We start from the raw sequence: 25044 nt of genomic DNA on the forward strand, positions 1-25044 counted from the left end.
ATCTGACACAGCCAGGTAAAAATTTTGGCCTCATAGGCTGTAAATTAATCAGTGCGTAATTGTAAAAGGCGTTGATGATAGGGCAGCAAGCTCTTCCGGTGGCCAACGCTGATCAGCGTGGTTGCCGGAAGCTTTTGCCGGAGACAGGCGTAAAGCCGTTCTTCCGTAGCAGGATCGAGGCTGGCTGTTGCTTCATCTAAAAAAAGCCAGGCGGGCTTGTGCAGGATTGCTCTGATTAGGGACAGGCATTGCTGCTGGCCAAGGGATAAGCTTTTAGGCCAGTCTTCATACTCATTCAGTCTGGCGTACAGAGCGGGCAATTGGCAGCAAATTAACAATTCTTGCAGGATTTCATCGTCGACCGGCGGATGATGAGGATAAAGAAGAAGCTCCCGCAACGTGGTTTTGAAGAGATAAGGCGTTTGCGGCAGGAAAAATTGGGATTGCCGGCCCGGTTTTAGCACCAGGCCGCTGAAGTGAGGCCAAATGCCGGCAATGGTCCGCAGCAGCGTTGTTTTGCCGCAGCCTGGCGGCCCGCTGATTAGCAGGTGTTCCTGTGGGTGAAGTGTGCAGGAGATGTTTTTTTGTAGAACGTCGCCGGTAGGTGAAAATAAAGTAACATTTTTTAGTTCAAACTGATTTGCTTTTTGCGGGACGGTAGTTCCATCGGCCTTGGCCAGCTTTTCCACAGCCGACATCATATGAATAAAATGGGTAAGCCGGATATGGACGGCTTTCCAGAGAGCCAGCTTATTAAAGTTTTCCACCATATAAGACAACGAGGCGTGAACATACCAATAGGCACCGGAGATTTCAAATAACTGGCCTAACTGTATTTCGTTGGAAAAGTAACGGGGCGACGATACCAGAAAGGCGAACACGATGGATAACTGAGAGTAGGCTACCGACAGCAGGGTAAGATTTTTCGTAGCCTTGGCAATGGCCAGATAATTTTGCGCCAGCCTTTTGAAGTGCCTGGTGAGAGTTACTTGTTCCGCGGCCTCCCCCCTGTAGAGGGCCACGCTTTCGTCATGGCCGCCCAGATGATCCAGGTGACTGCGGAAATCGGCTTCGGCGGTTTGCTGGATTACATTGCGGGAAACCAGCGGAAGGCCGGCCCGGAAAGTAAACCAGGTTCCGGTAAGTGAGTAGAGAAGGGCCAGCCAGAGCAGATAGCCGGGGAGAGCAAACGGAAAAAAGGGTAGTGTCAGCGTACCGGATAATTGCCAAAGGACAGTGGAAAATACGGCCAGTGTAGTCAAGTGGCGCAGCACGTCCACCACAATATCAACCGTGGTATTGATGAAAATACGAATATCTTCACTGATTCGCTGGCCCGGATTGTCAAGGGACGTTTGCAATAGGTTCAGATGATAGTAAGTCCGGTTAGTCAGCCAAAGACGGGTAAATACGTCAGTCAGCCACTGCCGCCAACGGAGCTGAAGCAGCAGCTTGCCGTAAGACTGGTAGCCTGAGGTCAGGATATAGAGGGTCGATATGAGCAGAAACTGCAGCAGTGTCCGGTGAAAGCCGGGGCGGTCATAAGCCTGCAACTGGTTGTAAAAGCCTGCCTGCCAGTTGTTTAAGGCCAGATTGAGGGATACGATGACGACAGTGCAGCCGATAACCAGCAAAGCGAGAAACCAGGCTACGTAGCTTTTGCCGGAAACCCAGTATATAAGAGAAAGTCGCAGCAGATTGTTGGGCGGAACTTTCAAGGAACAGCCTCCTTTTCTGGGAATGGAAATGGCTGATGCAGTTCATTATATGAAACACCGAAAGACAGTATGAGTGTGAGCTGGTGAATGCGGCAGAATGTGATACGGTTAGAATATATTGTATACAACTGTATATATATTGACAAAATTACCCATTCGTGGTAAGTTTTAATTGAAAGTAAAACAAAGAATTATTATCAAATTTCATAGGAAATCAGGTATCCGGCAGTAGGCCGGATTTAAAAGGGAAGTCCGGTGTGATTCCGGCGCTGTCTCGCAACTGTGAAGGAGAGCCATGTTTCTGTAAGCCTTTTACCAAGGAGGAAGATGGCCATGACCCTAAGTCAGGGTACTGCCTGGTTTTAGCATCCGTACAGCCTGCGATGGACAGGTCTGGGATTAAGAACACTTGCAGGCATGGAGATAGCTCTCTGAGTTATAACTTGACGGTAGGCTTATTAAGATGAGCCTTTTCGCCTTAACAGCATGTAGGTTCTTAACCCGGCATTGACAGCAGGCGGCTTTGAAAAAAGTAAAGCGTCAATTGTTCCGCCGGACGGAACGATTGACGCTCTTTTGTTTATCGGCAGGTCGTATAACCAAGGTAACCACTGATTAATTCACACTGTGCAGCTAAGTGGTCCACCAACTCTGAAAATACAATTCCTTTACGGTCTTTTTTCCGCAAGGCATTGTTGTTGTCGACTTACCTATGTTCGATAGGTGCGTCTCCTCCGCCTTGCCTTACGAAAAAATTCCCGCAAACTAATTTGCACTTTCAAAGTTGGCGAACCACTAACGGAGCTTTTTCCGCCTGGCTGCGTCAGCAAAACCTTGCAATAGGGGCCGCTATTCCGGCGGTTTACTTCCTTGCCAGACGAAAAAATCTCTCGCCAGGCCGACAGGTTTATCTAATCATTGGTTGCCTAGCATATCGATGCGCAGGCCGGCATAGGATGAGAAAGTGACGAAAACTATATAGCGTTGGGATAGGTGCCCTACGGGGCTTAATAGGGAAGCCGGTTGAAGGCCGGCGCGGACCCGCCACTGTAATGGGGAGCGAACTTGCAGTATAGTGCCGATCTTAAACTTGATCGTACTGTACTCTGCCACTGGAGCGAACGCTTTGGGAAGGTGCAGGGGAGCGAGGAACCAAAGCCAGGAGAACTGCCTTATCCGACAATCACCGTTAGTGTTGTGGCAAGTTCAAAATAGGAGCTTGTTGCCACACGAAACCCGCGATGGATCGGGGAGGGGATTACGTTTTGGACTAGGCTGCTTTCTGCCTGGTCGGCGTAAGCACACTCCCGTAAAGGGAGTTTTTTTATTTGGTACGCCTGGACCGCTGGACCTGGTAAAGGGTTAGCCGTGTACAAGCTTTGCGATGGCTTTACACAACAGATTGGAGCTTATAGTGAGGCAGTCGCGCAGTACCGCATAGGAAGAAGAAAGTAACACAACTATATAGCGTTGGGATAGGTGCCCTACGGGGCTTAATAGGGAAGCCGGTTGAAGACCGGCGCGGACCCGCCACTGTAATGGGGAGCGACTTGCAGTATAGTGTCGATCTTAAACCTGATCGTACTGTACTCTGCCACTGGAGCGAACGCTTTGGGAAGGCGCAGGGGAGCGAGGAACCAGAGCCAGGAGAACTGCCTTATCCGACAATCACCGTTAGTGTGGACCAGTTCAAAATAGGAACTTGTTGCACACAGAACCCGCGATGGACCGGGGAGGGGATTACGCTTAAAACCAGGGACCGTGTCCGCCTGGTTGGCGTAAGCACACTCCCGTAAAGGGAGTTTTTTTATTTGGCAGGTTGCTTTGTAGCCAAGGCAGGGGTTAGCCGTAGACAAGCCCCGCCGCCGGCTGTACATAACAGATAGAGATTATGGTAAGGAGAGAGTATATGAAAAAAATATCCCCAATGATTTCTCTGGTGGCAGCGGTCTTGCTCCTGGCCGGACTGATTGCGCCGGCCCCGGCTCTGGCCGCTAAGGCCGCCCCGGGACCAAGCGTCGGCTATGTCGACCGGCAGCAGGTTTTTAACAGTTATCCCGGCATTCAGGACCTCCTGCGGCAGATTCAAAGCATGCGGGAGGCGGCGCAAAAAGACTATGACGCCCGGAGCAAAGATCTGTCGCCCGGGGAGCGAAAAGCGCTGAGTGATACCATCGCCCGCGAGGAAGCGCAGCGGGAGGACGCCCTGATGAAACCGGTAGGCGATAAAATCGAGGCGTCGATCAAGGCGGTAGCCGGAGAAAAGGGCTTGCCCGCCATCGTTGATGCAGGAATCATAGTCTATGGCGGAGTTGATATTACCGCCGACGTGATCGCGAAAGTAAAACAATAAGCAACAGCAATGGCCCAATTAAGCCTAACCGTCCTGTCCGGCCGTGATAACGACGCCCGGACAGGCTGCGATAGGAATTCGGATCCAGGGAGGTGAGTTCTTTTCCCATGAGCAGTAAGGAAGAGACCTCAGCGGCCGATAAGCTGTTGGGGGGCGCAAGGTAAGAAAAATAAAAAGGGTGCTCCGCCGACTTTGAAACTGCAAATTAATTTGCGGGGATTTTTTCGTAAGGCAAGGCGGAGAAGGCGCGCCTATCGGACATAGGTAAGCCGACGACAACGAAGCTTTACGGAAAAAGACCCGTGAAGAAATGGCAGCTTCAGAGTTGGTGGAGCACTCGGGAGAGGTGTTTAGTATGTCAAATGTAATTGCGACGTTTTATAATTTTGGAGAAACTGGTGCAAATAAGGGACGTGTTAGACTAATTTCCTCATCAGGTTCTACACCGGCAGTTGTCAGTGGTTCCGGTGTGGATATTACCAATACTGATCCTATCGCGTTTTACTTCAATGGCGGCAGCAGCACCGGGACCAGGGTGTTGCTGGTGCAAAGGCGCTATAATGCAAGCTATGTGCAGATTTTCTGCTATCTCTCAGTCTATGATCCCAGTACCTGGACGCAAACAGTAGCGCCCAATACAGCGGCCTATCAATACAGCGATAGCACAGACCTGCTCAATATCTACAACCTTAACTCCCCCGGCGGGACAGCCAGCGGCACGCTCTATGGCGCCGATTATTCCGCCGGCCGGGTGTTCAAGCTGGTTCATGGCAAAACCGGCGGTACCGAAACCCTGACTCTGGATACCCCGTATTATCAGTTTGCCGCCACAGGCTCCGGGGCTACCGCTTACAGCGTCGATACGGTATTCAATACCGAATCCTCAGTAGATTATGTCTACGCGGTAGCGCAGCAATATGCCGTATCCGGTTCCGGTTCTGACCCGGCTAATTACACGTACTACAACAGTATCATTGTTAAACTGGATGCCGGCACTCTTGCACCGGTTACCGGCGGCGGCCCGTCGGCCACTCTGGCGCCCAATGTGTTCGACCTCCAATATTACGGCGGCAATCTCTATGCAACCGCCCTGGGCGGCGCCCAGTGGTATGGCACCGGCACCTCATACCCGAATACTGTAAAATGGAATTACGCTTCGCGCATCCAAAAGGTGACTACCGGTCTTACCGTCACCGATCTGGTCCGTCCGGCCAATGCCTCGGAGACTGGTAGCACATACAATAACGATAAATTCGATATTCGTGCTTTGGGCCTCGTTTCGGATGGCACTGCGTATATCTTGACTGGTTCCTATTATACGGAATCAGCTTATAATTATTTGTTAAATGGTCGTTTGTGGAAAGTGTCGGCGAGCACTTTGTTTGCGGCAAGTAATGCCTTGATCAGCAGTTTATCTGGTGCCACTGCTATTGAAAGTCTTGCAGATCTTCCGGGCTTCATGTGGGCTTTACTACCTGCAAATGATCTTAGTAAAGTATGGGGAATGCTTGGTGATAATCTCACTATTTATGATGCAACCGGTCTTGTTGGTGATCCCATTGATGCGGCTAACGCATCTGAATGGGTTGATGGTAGTGGTGATCCCATTGGCAGTCCGGCATTCAATGCTATTTCCCTGGCGACGCCTTCCATTAGCAAGCTGAAAGCCGGCGCAGCGCCTGCTTCCATCAAGTCGGTGCGTGGTTTCGTGCATCCATTGCTGGCTTCCCGCGCCGGTATCAAACCGGAAGATTTCGACAAATTTATCAGTGCCCATTTTGCTAAACAATAAGTACCAGCTCTAAATAAGGGGCGGAAAATCCGCCCCTCTTTTTAACTGTTTTAGGAGGAAGAGTTTTGCGGGGGAAATATCGTAAAAAACGCATGGCCAAGGCCCTTAAAGTATGTTCGTTGGCATTTATGCTTCATATTATTTATACCATGCCGGGTTATGCTGCTTTGCAACTTACAGAAATAGCACCAAGTTCTGATGATATTAATATTAATTCAAAATCTTCATATACGATAGGTGCGGGAGATGCTAAAACTACCTATTCCAGTGGTTCGCAGTCACCAGGGGGGAGCTACACAATCCCTATTACTTTGAATTCAGGCAGCACCTGGCGCCCTTTAGATTCAACGAGTAGTTTAAGTGCAACGAATTTAGTTATGAATTCGGGCAGCACGATAGATTTAGCCTATAAGTATAGTGCCGGCAATGATTATACAAAAGACAATGTTCCTACCGGAAGAAAATTTTGGGAGATTACTACAACAGGATCAAGGATGCCGGCACGCACACTAACCATAACGAATGGCAGCTTTGGTGACAATGTAACGTTCCGCCTTAATCTTGGTACTAAAAATTCACAGCTTAAAAGCGACGGGACATACGCAGCTTCCAAAGGCTATAGTGATGCTGTTTATCTTATGAGTCCCACACTGATAGATAAAGATTCGGAAGCAATGGTGAATGTAAACCTAGAATATATATTAAATAAAAACTTTGGAGCAGGTAATACCACCGGTTTTTCCTGGGATACAGTTACTGATACCATGCTCAGGGGAAAGGTAGAGGGCGTTTTTGGTATTTATGACACCAATATAGACAAATTTAATGTTATAGGTACAGCAACGAATCAAGTAGATGGGGCATTAAATAAATATATCATTTCAACCGAGCTAAAGCTTGACGAGGAAGATACTTCAAATGGTACTACCTATAGAGACTACTCCGTCTACTGGACGGCGCAACAACAAGACTTTCTATCCCAAGGCGCCTACTCCGCCGCCAACGCGGCCCTGGCGACACGCAATCTGTGGCGCATTGAAGACGGCCTGTTCTGGAAGCGCGGCGACGACCGGCGGTTTGCCGACAGCAGCATCGTCCGGGATGATTTCAGCGACCGGGAAAGCGTGTGGGCCAATACCTGGCGGGGCAAGTACACCTATGACGGCGTGCAGAACTCCCGCTTCGGTCAGATCTATAACGGCCTCCAGGTCGGCTACGATAAGCTGCGGAACAGGGAACTGCTCGGCGGCAAAGTCTACAACGGACTGTTTTTCAGCAAAATGACCTCCGATGCCGATTTTAGCGCCCAGAATGCCGGCGGCGCCGACTATAACAGCGGTCAAGGTGATCTCGACAGTACCGGTCTTGGCGCCTATGCGCTCTGGGTAGGCAACAAAGGACATTACCTGGACACCATGGTGCGCTGGGGTACGATTAATAATACCTATACCTATACCGACTCCTTTGGCGATAGCTATCAGAAGGATTTCACCGCGAAAACCTACGGACTCGGCGCTCGCTACGGCCTTCGGATGGATAAAGGCAACGGCTGGTACCTGGAACCGGAGGCCGGTCTGTCTTACGGCGTCATGCGCTCCTTTGACTTCCGCCTGAGTAACGGCCTGAAATATGGGCAGGATCAAACGGACATGCTGCTCGGCCGCGCCGGACTGTCTGTCGGCAAACGCTACGGGCAGGGGGAGCATACCGGCGAAGCCTATCTCAAGCTGTCGGCCAACCATGATTTCCTGGACAACGGCAATGCCATGATGTACGCCATGCAGAACAGCTCGAATCCAAGTCTGAATGAAGTTGCTCTGGCCTCACAAAAGGCGGACAATCTGGCCGGCAAGGACACCTGGTACGATGTGACGCTGGGCAGTCATTTCAAGCTGGGCGACAGCCGGGACGGTTGGCTGGAGGTCAATAAATCCTTCGGCGGCCAGGTCAATACCGACTGGCAATTGAACGGCGGCGTTTCCTGGCGCTGGGGCGGCCCGGCGCAGACCGACAAAGCAGTGGACCGGACCTTCCGGAAATCCGGCGGCCTAAATTTGAACCAACCGGCGAACGGTTTGGCGACCGAAGTCAATGCGGAACTTCCTGCACAAGTGGCGCCGACAGCAGCAAATAGCGTGGTTACCACCCACACGTCTCAGGTAGCGCCGGGCAACGAAGGCGCCGCCCCGGACCAACCGGCTTCTGACACTGAAAAAACCGTCGCGGCAGACGGTACGGGCAGCCCGGAAGCAGCCGCTGCGCCGCCGCCGGGCGATACGAAGGAATTTACCTTCGCGCCCTTAGTCGTCGAAGCCGCCCGGCCGGACTGGGAGAAAAAGCTCTCGCCCGGTACGGTGTCCGTCATTGACGTGCCGAAATACAAAGGCGAACAGAAAACTTTGGCCGACCTGCTGCAAACGGTGCCGGGCGTCTATATCGACAAGCTCTCCGGCGGCGGCACCGGCCACTATACGACGGCCCGTATCCGCGGCTCCTCGGCCAGCCAGGTTAATATCTATATCGACGGCGTCCTGGTCAATACCGGCAGCGAGCAGGCGGTCAATCTGGAAAACCTCAACATTGACAACGTGGAGCGCATCGAGGTCTATCGCGGCTATATCCCGGCCCGCTTCGCCGGCGCGGCCATGGGCGGCGCGATCAATATTATAACAAAAAAACCGGATAAAACCGATAGCAAGCTCAGTTATGGCCTGCGTTCCTTCGGCGGCCAGAAGGTTAATCTGGAGACCACGGCGCCGGTAGGCGACGGTAGTCTGCTGTTCGCGGTGAATCATGAAGAGGCCACCGGTGATTTCAAATATCATAAAGTCTTGTCCCAGGATGACGTTACAGGGTGGGAGCCATTGCCTGGTGGCGGTTTTGGAGTCAAATCAACTCTGCCTCTAACCCGCTGGCGTCAGAATAACGGCTATGAAGACAACAATATCCTTGCCAAATGGCAGGACGATAACTGGTTTGTCAAGCTAAACTATGTTAATAACAAAACCCACACGCCGCAGGCAGTCGGCTCCTATTTGGCCGACCTACCGGAACAGTACTGGCCCGCGTCCTTTAGTACGGCGCAAAGGACGATGCGGGACAGTACGGTGGATACGGAAAAAACCGAGCTGTCCTTCGGTCGCCGTCAGCAAACCGGCCAGGTGGAATGGGGCTGGAAGCTGGGTACAATCCATCAGGATAAAGAAGCGCTCTGGATGCGATATGGGAACGGCAACCGGGATTTTGTCCTTGGCGGCAACACCTTCCGCAATGACACCTACAACGCAAGTATTGACGGCACCTGGAAGATGGGCGAGCACCATCTGCTGGAATTCCTGACCACAGCCAGCAAGGAAACGATGAAGGTGAATTTTGACTTTGATCAATATTCCAGCACAGCCTGGAAAAAAAGCTTTGAGCATTTGTTCCTGCCGAAATATAATCTGAGCAACTACTATTTCCAACTGCAGGATACCATGAAGCTGGACGATGCCGGCAGCCTGACCTTTACGCCGCTGGTGCGGGCTCAAAAAGCCGATATCGGCATTGACGTGAAGGACGGCGAAGGCTGGTTGTACAGCTATAACCTGGGCCTGAAGAAAAAACTGAATGACCAGTGGACTACCTGGGCCACCTACGGCACCTATCACCGCCTGCCAAGCTGGTATGAGGTGTTTGGCGACGGGGTCAACCTGGTGTCCAAATGGTATGAATTCAACAGCGCGTCTAAATGGAGCCCGGAAACCTATGCGGAGCACGGCAAAAACTGGGATGTATCCGTTAACCGGACCGGCAAGCTGTTCGGTACGGACAACGACACTACCCTGACCTATTTCCACCGTCAGTCGGAAAACCTGTTAACCACCGTCTTTAATCCCTTGACCGGCGCGACCTGGTATGCCAATTACGGCGCCGGCAACATCCGGGGTGTGGAACTGAGCAATAAGCTGCATTGGCGGCGCTACGATTTTACCCTAAGCGCCACCTGGCAGGATTCGCTGATCACCAAGGGCTATACGCCGTATGCGAATATGAGCAATGCCGCCTGGGAAGGGCAGCCCTTCCCCTGGACGCCGGAGTGGACGTTCAATGCCAGACTGGACTACCGGTTCCCCGGCGATAAGCTCAGCGTCTTCGGTGAATACAACTGGACGGATGATCTTAGCTGGTATAATGGTTCAGGCGAAAGGGCCTATTATGAAGCGCTGGGACTGTTCAATATCGGTATGAAATACAGCTTTGATAAGCAATTCAAACTGATTGCCGGGATCAACGATATTGCCAACAAGGGGCCTGAACAACAGTACTTGTATGAGTCACATTCTGGTAATGGGACATTAGGCAATGTCGCCTATCCACAGCAGGGCCGGACCTACTATATGACGATGGAATACTCATTCTGAGGATGGCTTCGTGCGGCAGCTATGGCTGGCTGCCGCACGGAGTCAATCAACCAAGGAGGGACTAAGGATGGACGCTATACGTAGGCTGTTGATTCTAAAACTGGATTTGCGCGATGAAATGCGGGAAGTGGATACGCTCCGGCAAATCGTTGCGCAGACAGCCGCAGGCTTGGTAAGCGTGCAGGTTGCCGACTGCGAACAGCCGGAGGCTATGATCGCTGCCGTGACTGACGGCAAGCCGGACTGGGTCCATATTGTCGGCCGCAGTGATGACCAACAATTAATTTTTGCCGGCGGCAAGCAAGAAAATCAGAAAATGGACCGTATTCATTTGGTGAGAAATTTGCGGGAAACAGCGCCAACTCTTACATTAATTACGCTGAACAGTAAGCTGGACAACCGGGATTTGGGCAATATGGGGCAGCTTTATGCCATGCTTGGTATGGAACAAGGTTATAATCCTCTGGCTTCCCGTCTGTTTATGCCGCGTTTTTACGCCAATATCTGTTCGGGTCTGCCGCTGGCGTCTGCCGCCAAAGCGGCTATGGAAGCTATGCAGCAGGAAGTGGTGCAGCATGGCGGTATACCGTCCATGTGTTTCAGCCACACCATTGATCCGGAGACCTTTGCATTTTTGCCAAGAGAAACGGTAATGAATTAGTTTGGACGGGCTGCCTGGCAGTCGACGATGGTCGCGAATGCCGGCAACGGAGTGGTGAACAGGCTAGATGCCAGCGGCAGCGTGGCCTATCCGCAGCAAGGCCGGACTTGCCGCATGACCAGGCAGTACTTTTTTTAGCTGGCGGATCATAGGTAAATGAATAAGGAAAGTTGGTAAATTTGCAAATAAAAATGGAAACGCTGCTGCGGCATTTGGCCGGAGCAGCGTTTCCCAATGGTGAGGAGGTATGAAGATGAATGCCAGAATTATTCTGCCTGACAGCCGGGTGGTGGGTACGGGCTGGCTGCCGGCCCTGCCTGATCTACGTGATTACAATGAGGACCATCCCAATCTGCAGCAAACGTTGAAAAAGCTGGGAATGGACCGGGATACTCCTTTGCCGGACCGGGTGGATCTTAGGCAGTGGTGCTTACCTGTCCAGGATCAGGGGGCGCTGGGTGCCTGCACCGCTCATGCGGCGGCAGGCATGGTCGAGTATTTTGAGAATCGTTCCTTTTCCCGGAATATGACCGCTTCCCGTCTGTTTATCTATAAGAATGCCCGAAATCTACAGGGAGTGGCCGGCGACAGTGGCTCCTATATCCGGGATACCATGGGAGCTCTGGCCTTGTGCGGCGTACCGCCGGAAAAATACTGGCCCTACACTGATAAAGTACCTGACTTTGATAAAGAACCGACATCTTTTGTTTATGCGGTGGCTGACAACTATGAAGCGCTGCAGTACTTTTGCCATGATGCCGCCGGGGTTAATCAGGCTCCGGCCGATGTCCTTGGCAGCGTAAAAAAATACCTGGCCGCCGGAATTCCCAGCATGTTTGGTTTCTACGGTTTTGCTTCCTTTGCGGCGTCCGATGTACCCGGCGGCATCCCGGCTCCCGGTCCGGATGAACAGGCTCAGTGGGGGCATGCCGTGGCGGCTTTCGGTTATGATGATACGCTGGCAATGAAAAACACCCAATATAATAAGGAAACTGCCGGAGCCTTGCTGATCCGTAATTCCTGGGGCAGCGCCTGGGGCGATGCCGGCTATGGCTGGCTGCCCTATGAATATGTCTTGAACAAGCTGGCGACAGACTTTTGGTCGCTCTTAAACATGGAATGGATTGCCGCCGATCAATTTGGCCTGTAAAAAGAAACGATGGCAACGGCAGCAGGAGAAAGGGGGAGAGTGTTTTATGAGCCTGATTGACTGGTTCAGCAATTTGTTTGTCAAAGAGTCGAAGCATTATGTATTTGCGCCGGTAACGTCGGACGTGGAACGGATCGAGTTGAAAGAGGGGCAGCATTATCTCCGGCTGCGCCTGACGGAAATGTTTTTAAAGGATGACCGCAAATTATTCCGCAGCTATGTGCCGGTGGTTTCTTCCGTTGTCGAGCTGCAATTCGGCAGCAATGCCGCACAGCAGTTACCCAGTGTAGCCGGACCGCTTTCGCTTAATCTGAATGCAACTTCCTTAGGCAAAGGGGTGGAACTGAATTATGCCTTGACCAACCTGGTGCCTTACCGTGGCGGCACCGTATCCGTCAGCGCGGCCTTGCTGGCTTATGTGAATAAAGACTATTTTCAGCCGTTTATCACACTGGCCAACAGTATTTCCAGCCTGCTGACCAGCGGCCAGTTGTCAACCACCCTTAAAGTAGTCGACAGCGCGGTCAATAGTCTGCAGGACCTCCTGGACGGTGGTGACAAGGACATTCGTCTGGTGTATCATAATGAATATGCCGGTACGGACAGCCTGGGCGGTGTATCGCTGACAAACGGCTATTTTGTTGTAATAAATGCCGATGCCGGGCAATTTGCCACGGAAAAGCTGCTGGTTAAAGCTTCACGGCTTTGCTATGGCGAGGATGCGGCAGCGGCTAAACCGCTTACCGGTTACGACTATATGCTGTTTAGTGTGGAAGCGGCGCTGTACCGGGACGATTTCCGTTATTTTGACGAATACAACAGCTTACTCTATACAGCCATTGAAAAGGGCATGACCGACAGAAGCGAAGGAGACGCCGTCATCCGGGCGGCTATGCTGGCTGTGTTCAAATCGGACGATCTGACCTATGTCGATAAAACGCGGGTCGTGGCGGCTCTGAAACAGGAATATGAAGAGCGGCTTTCGCTGCAGGGAAAACCGGTTGACGGCAAGGAAGAATGGCTGCATAACAGAGCGTTGGCCATCGATCCGGCAGCGGTGGCTGAAAAAATTACGCCGCTATTGGAAACCTACCCGTTGGATGATAAGGTGATAGCTGATCAAGTTGTTATGATGGTTTTCAATAATGCCTTTTTATTCCCGGCTTTGCAGAGTGTGTAAGGGCAGGATAGACCAGGCTACGGTTATCAGTGCCGCTAAGCTACGGAGGAAGTCATGAAGATATATGAGCTATCGAACGGAGATCCGGTTTACCGGCCGGAGAAAAGTATTATCATACGGTTTAAGTGGCCCCGTAAAGTTCTTAGCACTTCTATATATAATGGCGGGTATCGGAACGATTTGACGGCCGTATTTAACTACGATTGTACTGTACCTAACGGAAAGTGTACCTGGCAGGCGGCCAATTATGAGGAATATATGCGTCAGGCCGCTGTCAAGTTTGGGTTGACGCCGGATACCGTTTCCGGTATGGCCACGGCAGCGGCGATGGACAATGTGGCCATCCATACGGCCTGTTACCAGAGCTTGCAGGTTACGGCGCTGGTCACCGGTGGAATTGAGGAGAACGGGGGAAGGGTTGGCGACCCGGCCACGTATTTTGAACCGGCGGAACGAAATACCCTGTATAAGCCGGGTACGATCAATATTTTTTTAGTAATTGATGCGGATATGCCGCCGGCCTCGCTGGTGCGGGCGCTGGTAACCTGTACGGAAGCTAAAACCGCCGCCCTGCAGGAGCTGATGGCCGGCAGCAATTATTCCACCGGTCTGGCAACCGGTTCGGGCACCGATCAGACCATGCTTATTGCCAATCCTCACTCAGCCCTGTATCTGGAAAGCGCGGGAAAGCATGCCAAGCTGGGTGAACTGATCGGCTGTGTGGTTAAGCAGGCCGTAAAGGAAGCGCTGCAGCGGCAGACCGGACTGTCGCCCAAACTGCAATATAGTTCGCTGCGGCGGCTCAAGCGTTTTGGTGTGGGGGAGGAAACCTTGTGGACCCTTTATCGGCAAGAAACCGGTGATGCCGATCAAGTGTGGTTTTTGCAGCGCTTGCGATGTCTGGATACTAATTCCCGGCTGGTAATCTACACTTCACTCTATGTCCATTTACTGGACCAATGGCTTTGGGGGCTGTTAAACCCGGAAGAAGTTCGGCGGACCGGGCAGGAGCTAATCGAACAGGTAAGTTCCCGTATTGGCGTGTATCCACCGCAGATTGGCGGAGAGAATTTGGAAGATTATTTGACAGCCTGGTCTAGCCTGGTGGTAGCTGCGGTGAATAAAACAGAGTCTTGTGACAGCCAACCGGCACCAGTCAGCTTGTTTAATGATTAATTATTGTTGCAGTTACGCTTAACGGTCAGGAGAATAGGGGCTTGCATTAAGCTAATAAGTCCGGCCGACGTGTGGGGAAAACACTATTTAGGTGTATGAGAAATGCATAGGGCCTATTAAATGTATGTATTTTACTGTGATACCATAATAGTATACAGTATTTCATGCCTGGAATATTTGACATCGTTACTATAATGTGCTATTTTTAACACGAAAGTTACAAATAGTACAAATTACATAGGTAAGAGACAGGTGCCCGCTAGGGCTTAATAGGGAAGTCCGGTGTAATGCCGGCGCGGTCCCGCCACTGTAATGAGGAGCAAAGCCAAAAAAATGCCACTGGGACGAAAATCCTGGGAAGGCTTGGCTGAGCGATGATCCAGAGCCAGGAGAACTGCCTGTTTGACAATCACCGTTTGACCCACGAGCGATGGGAAGGGGATTTTAGATGCAGGTCCTTCGTTTTCATCTATTATCCCGGCTATTATATGTGCCGGGATTTTTGATTGAGCGGCCCTATTTTCTAAGTCCTACCCCGCCCGTGGGGAGGACTTATTTTATTGGGGGGAAAACATTGAAAAGAAAAGGAAAACACAGTAAGGCCGTGCTCTGTGCCTTGCTCAGCAGCGCCGTTCTCTGCCAAATCCCGGGATTGTCCTGGGCGGAAGGCGAGGATAATCTGTTTGATTTTGATCCCATCGTGGTAACGGCTACCAAGACACCGGTAAAGCTTTCGGAATCCAACGCTAACATGACCGTAATTACCCGCAAGGATATCGAGGAACAGCATTATGCCGATTTATCGGAAGCCTTACGGAACGTACCTGGCGTAACTATCAACAATTATGGTACCGGTATTGGTCATGAAGCGTCGAATATGCTGCGAATCAACGGTTCCGATAAAATCGTTGTATTGGTTGACGGTGTCAGAGTGGATGCGGCGGGGGTCAATTTTGCCGCTGCCGCTTACAGCGATCTGGATAATGTGGAAAAAATTGAAGTGTTAAAAGGAGCTGCCGCCTCTCTATATGGGGCAAATGCCAAAGGCGGGGTTATTCAGATTATTACGCGAAAAGCGGAGGGAAATAAGAGCACGCTGACCTATACCGGCGGCAGCTATGATAAAGAAAATTATGCTTTTATGAATCAGGGCAAAGCAGGCGATTACAGTTGGGTTGTTACCAGCCAGAAAGATATCATGGGTGATTATAAGGATGCTAACGGCACTACAGTTCCGGAACACCGTAATGCAGAGACCACAACGTTTAAACTGACTAAGGCGATTAATGAAAAGTCGGATATAACCTTTGACTATCAGAAGTATCAGTCGGACTATATGTACTCGGGAACGAATTATTATCTAAACCAGCGTAATCCGGGGAATATGGATAATTACAATTGGAAACTGATTTATAATAATCAATTAACGGACAAGCTGAAAAACCGGCTGACTTTTTATAACGGTGTATATGATAATACGTTCCAATGGAGTAATAATGCAGGTACGTCTATGGAAAAAGTAAAAACTATGCGGCTGCAGGACGAGTTTACTCAAACCCTTGCCGACAACCATACGGTTACCGGTGGTTTTGAGTATTCCCGGGACAAGGTAGTTTCCAAGGGGAATAAGAAGCTCAGCAATTCTGCCTACTATGTTCAGGACGAATGGAATTTGGACCGGCAGTGGAAACTGACGTCCGGTGTCCGTTACGATGACAGCGCCCAATATGGGTCTAATACCTCGCCACATGTGAATTTAGGATATAAAGCTAATGAAGACACGAGCTACTATGTTTCTTACAACAAGTATTTTATCGTTCCGACTCCTGATCAAGTATTTAATAATACTTACGGTAACAATAACCTAAAAGCAGAAAAAGGGGATAATCTGGAATTTGGTGTAAATCACAGGCTAAGTGATACGCTGAGCACCACATTTCATATGTTCAAGAGAAGTTCCAGTAATGCCGTATTTTATGATTATAACTTGTGGAAATACGTTAATTCGGATGAAAAGGTCCATGGGTGGGATATTCAGCTAAACAAACAGGTGACAAAACAATTGAGTACATATGTTGGTTATACCCATACCACTATTGATGCTACTATACAACAGGCGGAAAACGTAGATGGATATGTTCCCAAAGGGTACTGGAATGTCGGAGCGGATTATCGGCAGGAGCGATATGATATACATTTACAGGGGCGTGGTGTAAGTGATAAAACCGGTCCGCAAAATGGTACGGCCTATAGCAACTATTTCCCGGAGAGTACTTATTGGGTATGGGATTTTGCATTGAATTACAAGCTTAGTAAAGATGCAAAGACTTTCCTAAGAGTTAACAACCTGTTTAATAAGTTTTACGCAGAACAGTCTAATGCCAGCAATCGGCCGGGATGGGGTGGTAATCCAGGTGAGTGGTATACCAGCCCTGGCCGCAACTACCAACTCGGAGTTCAATATCAATTCTAATCAACAGAGGGAAGAGAGAAGATGCCTGATGACGGGGATCTTCTCTCGTAATTTAATTTTTGTGAGGAAGTCATGCTGCAACTTGTAAACTTATCCAACTACCAAACCGACTTAGATTTAATCAGCCATAGTGCCACCTGCCTGCGATTGTTTCTGGAACAGAACCAGCTCGACGGTTTGGAGCTTATGCTCTGCGATACCTGGGATAGCCGTATTCACCGGCCCGAATGGGTTTATGGCGTACATTTGCGTTTTTGGCCCTATTGGCTGGATTTTTGGCGGGGCGATACGAAAGCTCTGGCGGAAAACTTTAAAAATGAGGCGGAAATCAAAAGCTGCTATGGTGGTTTAAACCGGGAAGACTGGCTTCAATTGTACCGGGAGAATATCCGAGCTGCCGGACAGACTGGTGCCCGTTATGCGGTGTTTCATGTCAGTCATACCGCAACAAACGAAATATTTGACTGGAACTTCCGGTATAGTGATCGCGAAGTGGTGGAGGCTGCCCGGGAAGTATTGAATAATCTGGTCCAAGAAATACCGGAGCATATGACGCTGCTCCTGGAAAATCTTTGGTGGCCGGGAATGACTCTCACCAACAGGGAGTTGACAGCCCTGCTGTTGGAAGGAGTTGCCCATCCCAGAGTGGGCATTATGCTGGATACCGGGCATTTGATGAATACCAATCCGTCATTGACCACGGAAGAAGAAGGCGTGGCCTATATTATCGACACAGTAAAGGCGCTGGGGAAATATAAGGAACGCATCAAAGGCATTCATCTGCACCGCTCCCTGTCAGGAGAATATGTAAGACAAAGCAGGCAAAAGCTAAAGAAAGAATATACCATGGCGGAAACTATGAGCCATGTTTTACGAATTGATGAACACCTGCCTTTTACCAGCCCGGCAGTTCGGCAGCTCATTCAATATATACAGCCGGAGTATGTGGTACATGAATTTATCCAGACTTCGCTGCAAGACTGGCATGAAAAAATAAACCGACAGCAGCAGGCCTTAGGCGTGTCTTCAAGCTAACGGAATGATCCATGGTACAAAAAGCGCCGTAGGGAGCGTTCCGGATAGTTTGAAGATAAGCCTTAGCGTAAGGAGGTAACCTTTTTGAAACAAAAATGGCTGAGCGTCTTATTGATATGGGGGCTGGCGGTGGCGTTGCTAAGTGGCTGCGGCTATGGTGCCGGGCAACAGCAGCCGGTGGCAGAAGGTTATACGGTGACGGACAGTCAGGGGCACTCTCTGCAGTTAACTCATAAACCGCAGCGTATTGTCTCTCTGACGCTGGGAACTGACGAAATCATCACCGGACTGGTACCGGCGGCCAGGATTGCCGCACTGACCCATTTAGCGGAGGATGCGAGTATCTCGAATATTGTGGAGCAGGCAGCAGAAGTTCCGCATAAAATAAAGGCCGATGCGGAAACGGTGATTGCGCTGAACCCGGATTTGGTTTTGGTGGCAGATTGGCTGCCGGCCGATTTGCCCCAGACGCTGCGTGATGCGGGTATACAGGTATACGTCTATAAAACACCTCACACGATTAAGGAAGTGGAAGACACCATTACTGTCATCGCTCAGGTAGTGGGGGAAGCAGAGCAGGGCAGACAACTGATCAGGATGATGGAGGAGAAGCTGGCCGAGGTCCGGCGAAAACTGAACCCAGTGCAAGCCGGGCAGGAAAAAGTGGTTGCCAAGCTGACGGCGGCCGGGGCAACCGGCGGTAAGGATAGTACCTTTGCCGATATCTGTGAACAGGCCAGAACGGTCAGTGCTGCAGTAAAAGCCGGGCTTGGACCTTATGATATGATGACCAAGGAGCAACTGGTTGCTTCCCGGCCTGATGTGCTGCTGCTGCCTACCTGGGACAATCATGGAAAAACAAATCAGGAGACTTCGCGGTCTGATATTCTGAGCGATCCGGGACTGCAGAGTGTTCCTGCCGTACAAACAGACAGGCTGGAAGCCGTTCCCGAACGGTATCTCAGTTGTACCTCCCAGTATATTGTATTTGGCGTTGAGGGAGTGGCCAAAGCGGCTTATCCGGATTATATGAAGACCAAGTGAGGCTGATTAATGAACATATTGCATAAATTAAGAGGCAGGTTCCTACTTTTTGCCGTGCTGTCTGTCGCCTTGCTGGGCACGGTAGGCTGGTCATTGATGACCGGACAGGTGACGGTGCCGGTTGATAACGTACTGACGATTGCCGGGCAGCAACTGGCGCTTCCTGTCGGGCAGGCTGCCGTGCCTACGGCGGAGCAGACAGCCGTTATTTGGCATATCCGGCTGCCGCGGGCCCTGGTGGGAATCTTGGCTGGTGCCGCTTTGGCGGTGTCCGGTGCTGTTTTACAGGGCGTTTTTAATAACCCCCTCGCCGATCCGGGGATTATCGGTGTTTCCAGCGGGGCTGCTTTGGGGGCGGTGAGTGCCATTGCGCTGGATTTAACTTCAGTAAGCATCTTTTATATGCCTGTATGTGCTTTACTGGGCGCTGTCCTGGCTGTCGGGCTTATTGTGCTGTTGGCGCTGCGGCAGGGAAAGCTGTCACCGTCCATGCTGCTCCTGGGCGGGGTGGCTGTCAGTATGCTGCTGGGAGCCGTGACGTCGGCGATATTGACGGTACTCAATGAACAGCGGGTCAGAGAGTTTTTGTTCTGGCTGGTTGGAGGGCTGGATTACCGTCGCTGGGAGCATGTTTATATGGCTGCCGGGCCGGTGTTGCTGGGTATTATCATCTTATGTTGTATGGCGCGACAGTTAAACGTTCTGATTTTAGGGGAACAGGAAGCCCGGGCGGTGGGAATGCCTGTGGCCAGGCTGCGCCTGACTTTCTTACTGCTGTCCTCGGTGACTACGGCCGCCGCTGTATGTGTAACCGGCACGATTGGGTTTGTCGGTCTTTTGGTACCCCATGTGATGCGGCTGCTGGCGGGACCGGAGCACCGTGTGCTTTTGCCGGCCTGCGCACTGGCCGGAGGCTTATTTCTTGTGTTTTGTGACACCTTGGGCAGGGTTATTGTGTCATCCTTGGAAATTCGGGTAGGGATTATGACTGCTTTGGTCGGTGCGCCTTATTTTTTGTATTTGCTATATAAGGCGCAACAAAAAGGAGGGCTGTCATGATGCGCGAGACGGCTACAATCATTGATGCCCGCCGTATCCGGGTGGGATACGGCCCAAAGACGGTAATCAACGACGTAGCGCTTAAGGCAGGCCCTGGCGAGCTTATTGGCATCCTTGGTCCCAACGGGTCGGGCAAAAGTACGCTGCTAAAGAGTCTGTGTGGTCTGCTGCCCTACAGTAAGGGTGAGGTATTCTTATTTGGCAGGCTGCTGCTGTCGATGAGCGAGCGGGAAAGAGCCCGCCAGGTGGCTTATATGCAGCAGGAAGTACAGGTTTCCTTCGGGATAACGGCTCTGGATGCCGTGTTGACCGGCCGCTATCCTTATCTGCGCTGGTGGCAGAATGAAAGCCCGGACGACTACGCGATTGCCCGGCAATATATGTCCTTTACCGGCGTGGCCGACCTTGTTCAGCGACCGTTACAGGAGTTGTCAGGGGGAGAACGGCAGCGGGTTATGCTGGCGAAAGCACTGGCTCAGGAAACGCCGCTGCTGTTTCTTGACGAACCGACCGCCAGTCTCGATCTTTCTTATCAGGAGGAAATATTCCGTTATTGCCAGCAAATTTGCCAGGAGGGCAAGACAGTACTTATCGTCGTTCATGACATCCGGCTGGCGGCTAAATTCTGTTCCCGGCTGATTCTGCTGTCGGCAGGCGGGATACTGGCCGACGGACCTCCTTCCAAAGTGGTAACACCGGAGCATTTATATCAGGCTTTTGGACTGCACTCAAGCGTATATGAGAACTATACCAGCGGCCAATTGGATATTCATACCTATGACAGACGAAGTGCCGGACAACCTGGTAAGATGGTACACGTAATTGGCGGTGGCGGTACGGTTGGCGCCGTTATACGGACGCTAAGGGAAAACGCCTATCCGGTAAGCTGCGGCGTGCTGCGCCAGGGAGATATGGACACTGCTGTGGCTAGGGCCTTTGGTGCCGATAATCTGGTAAGTCAGGCTTTTGGTCCTATCGGGCGGGAAATGGGAGAGCGGAACCGGCAGAAAATAGCACAGGCCCACTATACCATCCTGGGGAATCTTTATTTTAGTCAGGAAAACCTGGATAATCTAAAGGCTGCCTTTACAGCTGGCCGGCTGATTATTGTGGAAGACAGCCCGGTTGACAACCGTGACGGCACAGCCGGGGAAGCAGCCCTATTATACCGTCAGTTAACTGCCAGACCGGAGACTACGGTTATGAAGCTGGACGAATTGCTGCGGGCTGTTGAAAAAAGAAGTTTATAGTATCTTGTACTATAAAGAAAGCAGGGACTTATTTATGAAGGAAAATCAGATCGTTCCCAGGCAGTTGCCGGAAAAGCTGGCCGGTGCCGTTTCATTTTTTACCGGGTTTACCGATACGGCTGTGCTGGTTAGTGTTGATCAAATAGATAGAGGTTTCTGCTTTATTCACTCTGCACCTGGATGGTATCAAGAGGTGGAAGAAGCTCAAGCCGGACGGGCTGAAAAAAGTTTCGCTGTTTTGCAGGAAATAAAAGATAGCAGCCAATTCGCCGCCTTTTTAACTGATAAACAGGGAGAAACGTTAGCGGACTATCTTAGCGGGACCGGAACAAACTGTCCGGGGCTCACTTTGCAAGAAAACTGGCGGGACGGTGATTTTGCCGAAGGATATTGCGCGGCGGCAGCGGCTTATTTTTCTGCCGTTGAACTGCGGTCGCGCAGCATGGTCATTCCCTGTTCGCTAAATCTGCTAGGCGTGTCCGACGGGTACTACAACGGAAAAAATGATGTAAACGAGTTAAAACGTATACTGGAGCTGGCCGGCTATCAAATACTGGCTTGCCCTGGCGCCGGCAGTACCTGGCAGGAAATTTCCGTTATGACGCAGGCCGAAATGAATCTGGTGGTACATCCCGAATTAGGCTTGGCTTTGGCCAAACAATTGCAAACAGAGTATGGCATTCCTTACTTGTCGCTGCCGCTTTTGCCTTACGGTGTCGAAGGGTCGCTGGGGTGGCTTCGGGCTATTGGCCAGGTTATGTGGATGGGTGAGCGAAGTCATCAGGCAGTCGGGAAGGAAGCCAATGCGGTCTGGCGAACAATGCGCCAACAGGTGAAGCGCTGGGAAAAGAACTGGGGCAGCCTGTATTTTCCGAGCGGTCTGATCAGTGCTCCCGGCTTGGTCGGCGAAGCGGTAGCCAGTGCCTTGCGAACCGAATGGGGTAAGGTTGGTTCGTTAATGGTGCTGCAGCAAACAGGAAGGGCCAATGTCTGGAAAACCGCCGAGGAGCCTTCACTGGCTTTTTCTGGAGCCTGGTTAGCCGGTCGTCTGAATAAACTGGAAAACGGTTTTTTGCTGGCCAGTAGCTATGAAGAAGCCTTGGCACAGCAGCGCGGCGTCAGCCTGGCCTGCTGTCAAACGATTGCCCGGCCGGTATTTGATGAGGAAGAAGCGCCCCGGCAGCCCTTTATGGGATTAAGGGGAGCCGCTTATTGGGTAAAGAATCTTTGGCAGCAATATATGGACAGCGGCGGCCATTCCTCGGCCGGTAAGAAAAAACAATATGTTATGTAATAAATGGAGAAGGGAGAGAGTGTCATGGAATCTATCAGAGAGAGTCTGCTGCTGTTTCAGAAAGGCGGACCGGTTATGTATTTGCTGTTATTGTGCTCTTTGACTGTTATCGGAATTGCTGTGGAGCGGTTTTTATTCTACCGGGCGGTAGCGGATAAGCCGGAACGGTTTACCCGGGACTTTCAAAGAGTGCTGCAAACAGGTGAGGTAAGTGATGCTCTTCGTTTGTGCCGGGAAAATGGCGGCTTTGTAGCGCGGTTGGCCGAAAAAGGATTACAGTGCGAGCAAGGCAAGAGCCGGCATCTGGAAAGTGTCCTGGAGGGAGAAGCATCCCTGCTGGCCAATCAACTGCGCAAGCATTTGCGCCTTTTGGATACCATTGTAACGATTGCCCCGCTATTGGGCTTGCTGGGAACGGTAATCGGCATGATCGGTTCGTTCAGTGTTCTTAATATTAAAAACGGCCAGCCGCTGGCCATTACCGGTGGTGTGGGCGAGGCACTGGTTGCCACGGCCACCGGGCTTTGCGTAGCTACCGTGGCGATGCTGGCATACAGTTATTTTAACCATCGTCTGGACGGAATTGTGACGGCCATGGAAGAGATTTGCCTGCTGGTGCTGGAAAGGAACCGGGATTATGAAGCTTCGTAATCTTCGCAGTGAAAGCCAGCCTAAGTTGATGATTATTCCCATGATTGATATTATCTTTTTTCTTTTAGTATTTTTTATGATGAGCACCTTATATATGGTTGAGCAGCGCAGCCTGCCTGTCGCTTTGCCGCAGGCGGCAACGGCAACGGCTGATACCGGCGAGAAGGTGATTGTAACCGTAACTGAAAATGGACAGATTCAGTTCGGTGAAGAAGCGATCCCGCTGGAATTGCTGCAGCAGCGGATAAAACAGGAAATCGTCCGCCGGCAGGGAAATATGGTTATTCTATTGCAGGCCGACCGAAATCTACCCTATGGTCAAGTGATCGCTGTTTTGGATACGCTGAAAAGTGGCGGGGCACAGCGTGTGGTGGTGGCTGTGGAAAAAGCCGGAGCAGGGGGATGAGGTCAGTGTATACATTAACCCGGGGACGGAAGGCTGCGCTTGTGTCTTTGCTGTTCCATGGCCTGGTGATTGCCGTGTTTAGCTGGCTGTTTCCCCTGACTCAGGTAAAGGAAGTTGAACCGGAGCCTTATCTGGAATTAGAACTGGCTGAGGATGGGGGCGGTGGCGGAGGAGGCATGGCGCTGGGGTCGCTGGATCAAATGACCGATAACAACGATGAGTTTTCGCCGGATGAAAGCCGTGATAATGAAGCTTACCAAGCCAATTTATCTAACCCATTACCGCAAAAAGTGACGAGAAAAGTTCATCTGATGAGCGGAGTAAGTGGCAGCCAGGGGTATTCCGCCGGTAATAGCAGTGGCGGTGGAACTGGCGGCGGCATTGGAACTGGCACGGAGTCCGGCCAGGGCAGCCAGTCAGGCAGCGGTGCAGGCAGCAGCAACGGGGCCGGTCAGGGCTCCGGTTCTGCCGTGCCGGGAGGGATTATTCCACCCAGCATCGTTTCTTCACCCGAGCCGTCCTACCCAATGACGGCTCGCGAGGAAGGACGGCAAGGCACAGTGAGGGTGCGGATTCAAATTTTAACCGACGGTTTGCCGGGAACGGTAGAAGTGGCGGTTTCCAGCGGCTACACCGATTTGGATGCGGCGGCAGTGGCCGGGGTGAAAAAATGGCGCTTTACTCCGGCAAAGTATCGCAGCACCGGGCAGGCTTTTGTGAGTTATCCAACGCGCGATGTCGTATTTAATTTGCGCAAATAGAGTTACACGCCAATTTAAATTATATTCTGTGCTATAATGAAAAAGTAAGTGTCAAAAACAGATTGAGGTAACAGTATGAATATGAACAACAAGGGTTTAGTTATTGTGCATACAGGGAATGGCAAGGGCAAGACGACTGCTGCCTTAGGGATGGCATTGCGGGCCTGGGGACAGGGAATGCGGGTGCTCATCCTGCAATTTATAAAAGGCGGCTGGGAGTATGGCGAATTAAAGGCAGCGGAAAAGCTGGGCCCTAATCTGGTGATCCGGCAGATGGGCGAGGGCTTTGTCCGAGGTTCGTCGGAAAGCATGATGGAAGAACATAAACAGGCGGCGGCTGAAGCGATGCAGGCGGCAGGCGAGGAATTGGCTTCCGGTCGATGGGATATGGTGGTTTTGGACGAGATTAACTATGCTATCGGTATGGACCTGATCAGCGAAGAAGCGGCTCTGCAACTGATTTCTCATAAACCGGACCTGGTACACGTAGTATTGACCGGCCGCAATGCCCGGCCGAAAATTATTGAGACGGCCGATTTGGTTACCGAAATGAAAGAAGTAAAGCATCCTTATAAGGCGGGTATCAAGGCGCAAAAAGGGGTGGAGTTTTAGCCGGTTCGATTGACCTATTCCCAAGA

General features: G+C 51.2%; 18 protein-coding genes and 4 riboswitches. Of the genes, 17 read left to right on the forward strand and 1 reads right to left on the reverse strand.

Annotation, left to right across the window (positions count from 1 at the left end; genetic code table 11):
* Nucleotides 1-44: 44 nt before the first annotated feature.
* Entirely contained in the window at nt 45-1718 is a 1674-nt protein-coding gene (locus F3H20_RS14590; protein ID WP_149735645.1) for an ABC transporter ATP-binding protein/permease, read from the reverse strand.
* Between the two features lie 199 nt (nt 1719-1917).
* Nucleotides 1918-2092: riboswitch (cobalamin riboswitch) on the forward strand.
* 600 nt (nt 2093-2692) lie between these two features.
* Nucleotides 2693-2907, forward strand: a riboswitch (cobalamin riboswitch).
* A gap of 271 nt (nt 2908-3178) precedes the next feature.
* Nucleotides 3179-3392, forward strand: a riboswitch (cobalamin riboswitch).
* Between the two features lie 235 nt (nt 3393-3627).
* On the opposite strand from F3H20_RS14590, the gene F3H20_RS14595 reads away from it, so the two are divergent.
* The 17 genes from F3H20_RS14595 (at nt 3628) to cobO (ending at nt 25018) form a co-directional block, all read left to right on the forward strand.
* Nucleotides 3628-4071 (forward strand): OmpH family outer membrane protein, encoded by a 444-nt coding sequence (locus F3H20_RS14595; protein ID WP_188128355.1) that lies wholly within the window; start codon nt 3628-3630, stop codon nt 4069-4071.
* A 355-nt stretch (nt 4072-4426) separates the two neighbouring features.
* The gene (locus F3H20_RS14600) at nt 4427-5863 is read left to right on the forward strand and encodes a hypothetical protein (protein ID WP_149735647.1); all 1437 of its coding nucleotides are present in this window, start codon (nt 4427-4429) and stop codon (nt 5861-5863) included.
* Nucleotides 5864-6357: 494 nt separating this feature from the next.
* A complete protein-coding gene (locus tag F3H20_RS14605; RefSeq protein ID WP_188128356.1) occupies nt 6358-10266 on the forward strand; it encodes a TonB-dependent receptor domain-containing protein in 3909 nt (1302 codons plus the stop codon).
* Nucleotides 10267-10333: 67 nt separating this feature from the next.
* Nucleotides 10334-10927: a hypothetical protein gene (locus F3H20_RS14610; RefSeq protein ID WP_149735649.1), complete on the forward strand. Its 594-nt coding sequence runs from the start codon at nt 10334-10336 to the stop codon at nt 10925-10927.
* 253 nt (nt 10928-11180) lie between these two features.
* Nucleotides 11181-12077, forward strand: a complete 897-nt coding sequence (locus tag F3H20_RS14615) for a C1 family peptidase (RefSeq protein ID WP_149735650.1) — start codon at nt 11181-11183, stop codon at nt 12075-12077.
* Nucleotides 12078-12123: 46 nt separating this feature from the next.
* Nucleotides 12124-13257, forward strand: coding sequence for a hypothetical protein (locus F3H20_RS14620; protein WP_149735651.1), 1134 nt, complete (start codon nt 12124-12126; stop codon nt 13255-13257).
* 54 nt (nt 13258-13311) lie between these two features.
* The gene (locus F3H20_RS14625) at nt 13312-14433 is read left to right on the forward strand and encodes an adenosylcobinamide amidohydrolase (RefSeq protein ID WP_149735652.1); all 1122 of its coding nucleotides are present in this window, start codon (nt 13312-13314) and stop codon (nt 14431-14433) included.
* Nucleotides 14434-14666: 233 nt separating this feature from the next.
* Nucleotides 14667-14849: riboswitch (cobalamin riboswitch) on the forward strand.
* A gap of 158 nt (nt 14850-15007) precedes the next feature.
* Nucleotides 15008-16906: a TonB-dependent receptor gene (locus tag F3H20_RS14630; protein WP_223191783.1), complete on the forward strand. Its 1899-nt coding sequence runs from the start codon at nt 15008-15010 to the stop codon at nt 16904-16906.
* 72 nt (nt 16907-16978) lie between these two features.
* Complete coding sequence (locus F3H20_RS14635) at nt 16979-17941, forward strand: sugar phosphate isomerase/epimerase family protein (protein ID WP_149735654.1); 963 nt, start codon at nt 16979-16981, stop codon at nt 17939-17941.
* Nucleotides 17942-18025: 84 nt separating this feature from the next.
* On the forward strand, nt 18026-18985 hold the full coding sequence (locus F3H20_RS14640) for an ABC transporter substrate-binding protein (protein WP_149735655.1): 960 nt from the start codon (nt 18026-18028) through the stop codon (nt 18983-18985).
* A gap of 9 nt (nt 18986-18994) precedes the next feature.
* Nucleotides 18995-20044 carry a FecCD family ABC transporter permease gene (locus F3H20_RS14645; RefSeq protein ID WP_149735656.1) on the forward strand — a complete coding sequence of 350 codons (1050 nt, stop codon included), beginning with the start codon at nt 18995-18997 and terminating at the stop codon, nt 20042-20044.
* Nucleotides 20041-21294, forward strand: a complete 1254-nt coding sequence (locus F3H20_RS14650; RefSeq protein ID WP_149735657.1) for an ABC transporter ATP-binding protein — start codon at nt 20041-20043, stop codon at nt 21292-21294. The genes F3H20_RS14645 and F3H20_RS14650 overlap by 4 nt, the downstream gene beginning before the upstream one ends.
* Nucleotides 21295-21328: 34 nt before the next feature.
* Nucleotides 21329-22588: a nitrogenase component 1 gene (locus F3H20_RS14655; protein WP_149735658.1), complete on the forward strand. Its 1260-nt coding sequence runs from the start codon at nt 21329-21331 to the stop codon at nt 22586-22588.
* Nucleotides 22589-22612: 24 nt separating this feature from the next.
* Nucleotides 22613-23239: a MotA/TolQ/ExbB proton channel family protein gene (locus F3H20_RS14660; RefSeq protein ID WP_149735659.1), complete on the forward strand. Its 627-nt coding sequence runs from the start codon at nt 22613-22615 to the stop codon at nt 23237-23239.
* Nucleotides 23226-23645, forward strand: coding sequence for an ExbD/TolR family protein (locus F3H20_RS14665; protein WP_149735660.1), 420 nt, complete (start codon nt 23226-23228; stop codon nt 23643-23645). The genes F3H20_RS14660 and F3H20_RS14665 overlap by 14 nt, the downstream gene beginning before the upstream one ends.
* A 5-nt stretch (nt 23646-23650) precedes the next feature.
* The gene (locus F3H20_RS14670; RefSeq protein ID WP_188128357.1) at nt 23651-24406 is read left to right on the forward strand and encodes an energy transducer TonB; all 756 of its coding nucleotides are present in this window, start codon (nt 23651-23653) and stop codon (nt 24404-24406) included.
* An 81-nt stretch (nt 24407-24487) separates the two neighbouring features.
* Entirely contained in the window at nt 24488-25018 is a 531-nt protein-coding gene (gene cobO / locus F3H20_RS14675; protein WP_149735667.1) for a cob(I)yrinic acid a,c-diamide adenosyltransferase, read from the forward strand.
* Nucleotides 25019-25044: the final 26 nt, after the last annotated feature.

Source organism: Propionispora hippei DSM 15287 (assembly GCF_900141835.1).
In the GTDB taxonomy this organism is placed as follows: Bacteria; Bacillota; Negativicutes; order Propionisporales; family Propionisporaceae; genus Propionispora; species Propionispora hippei.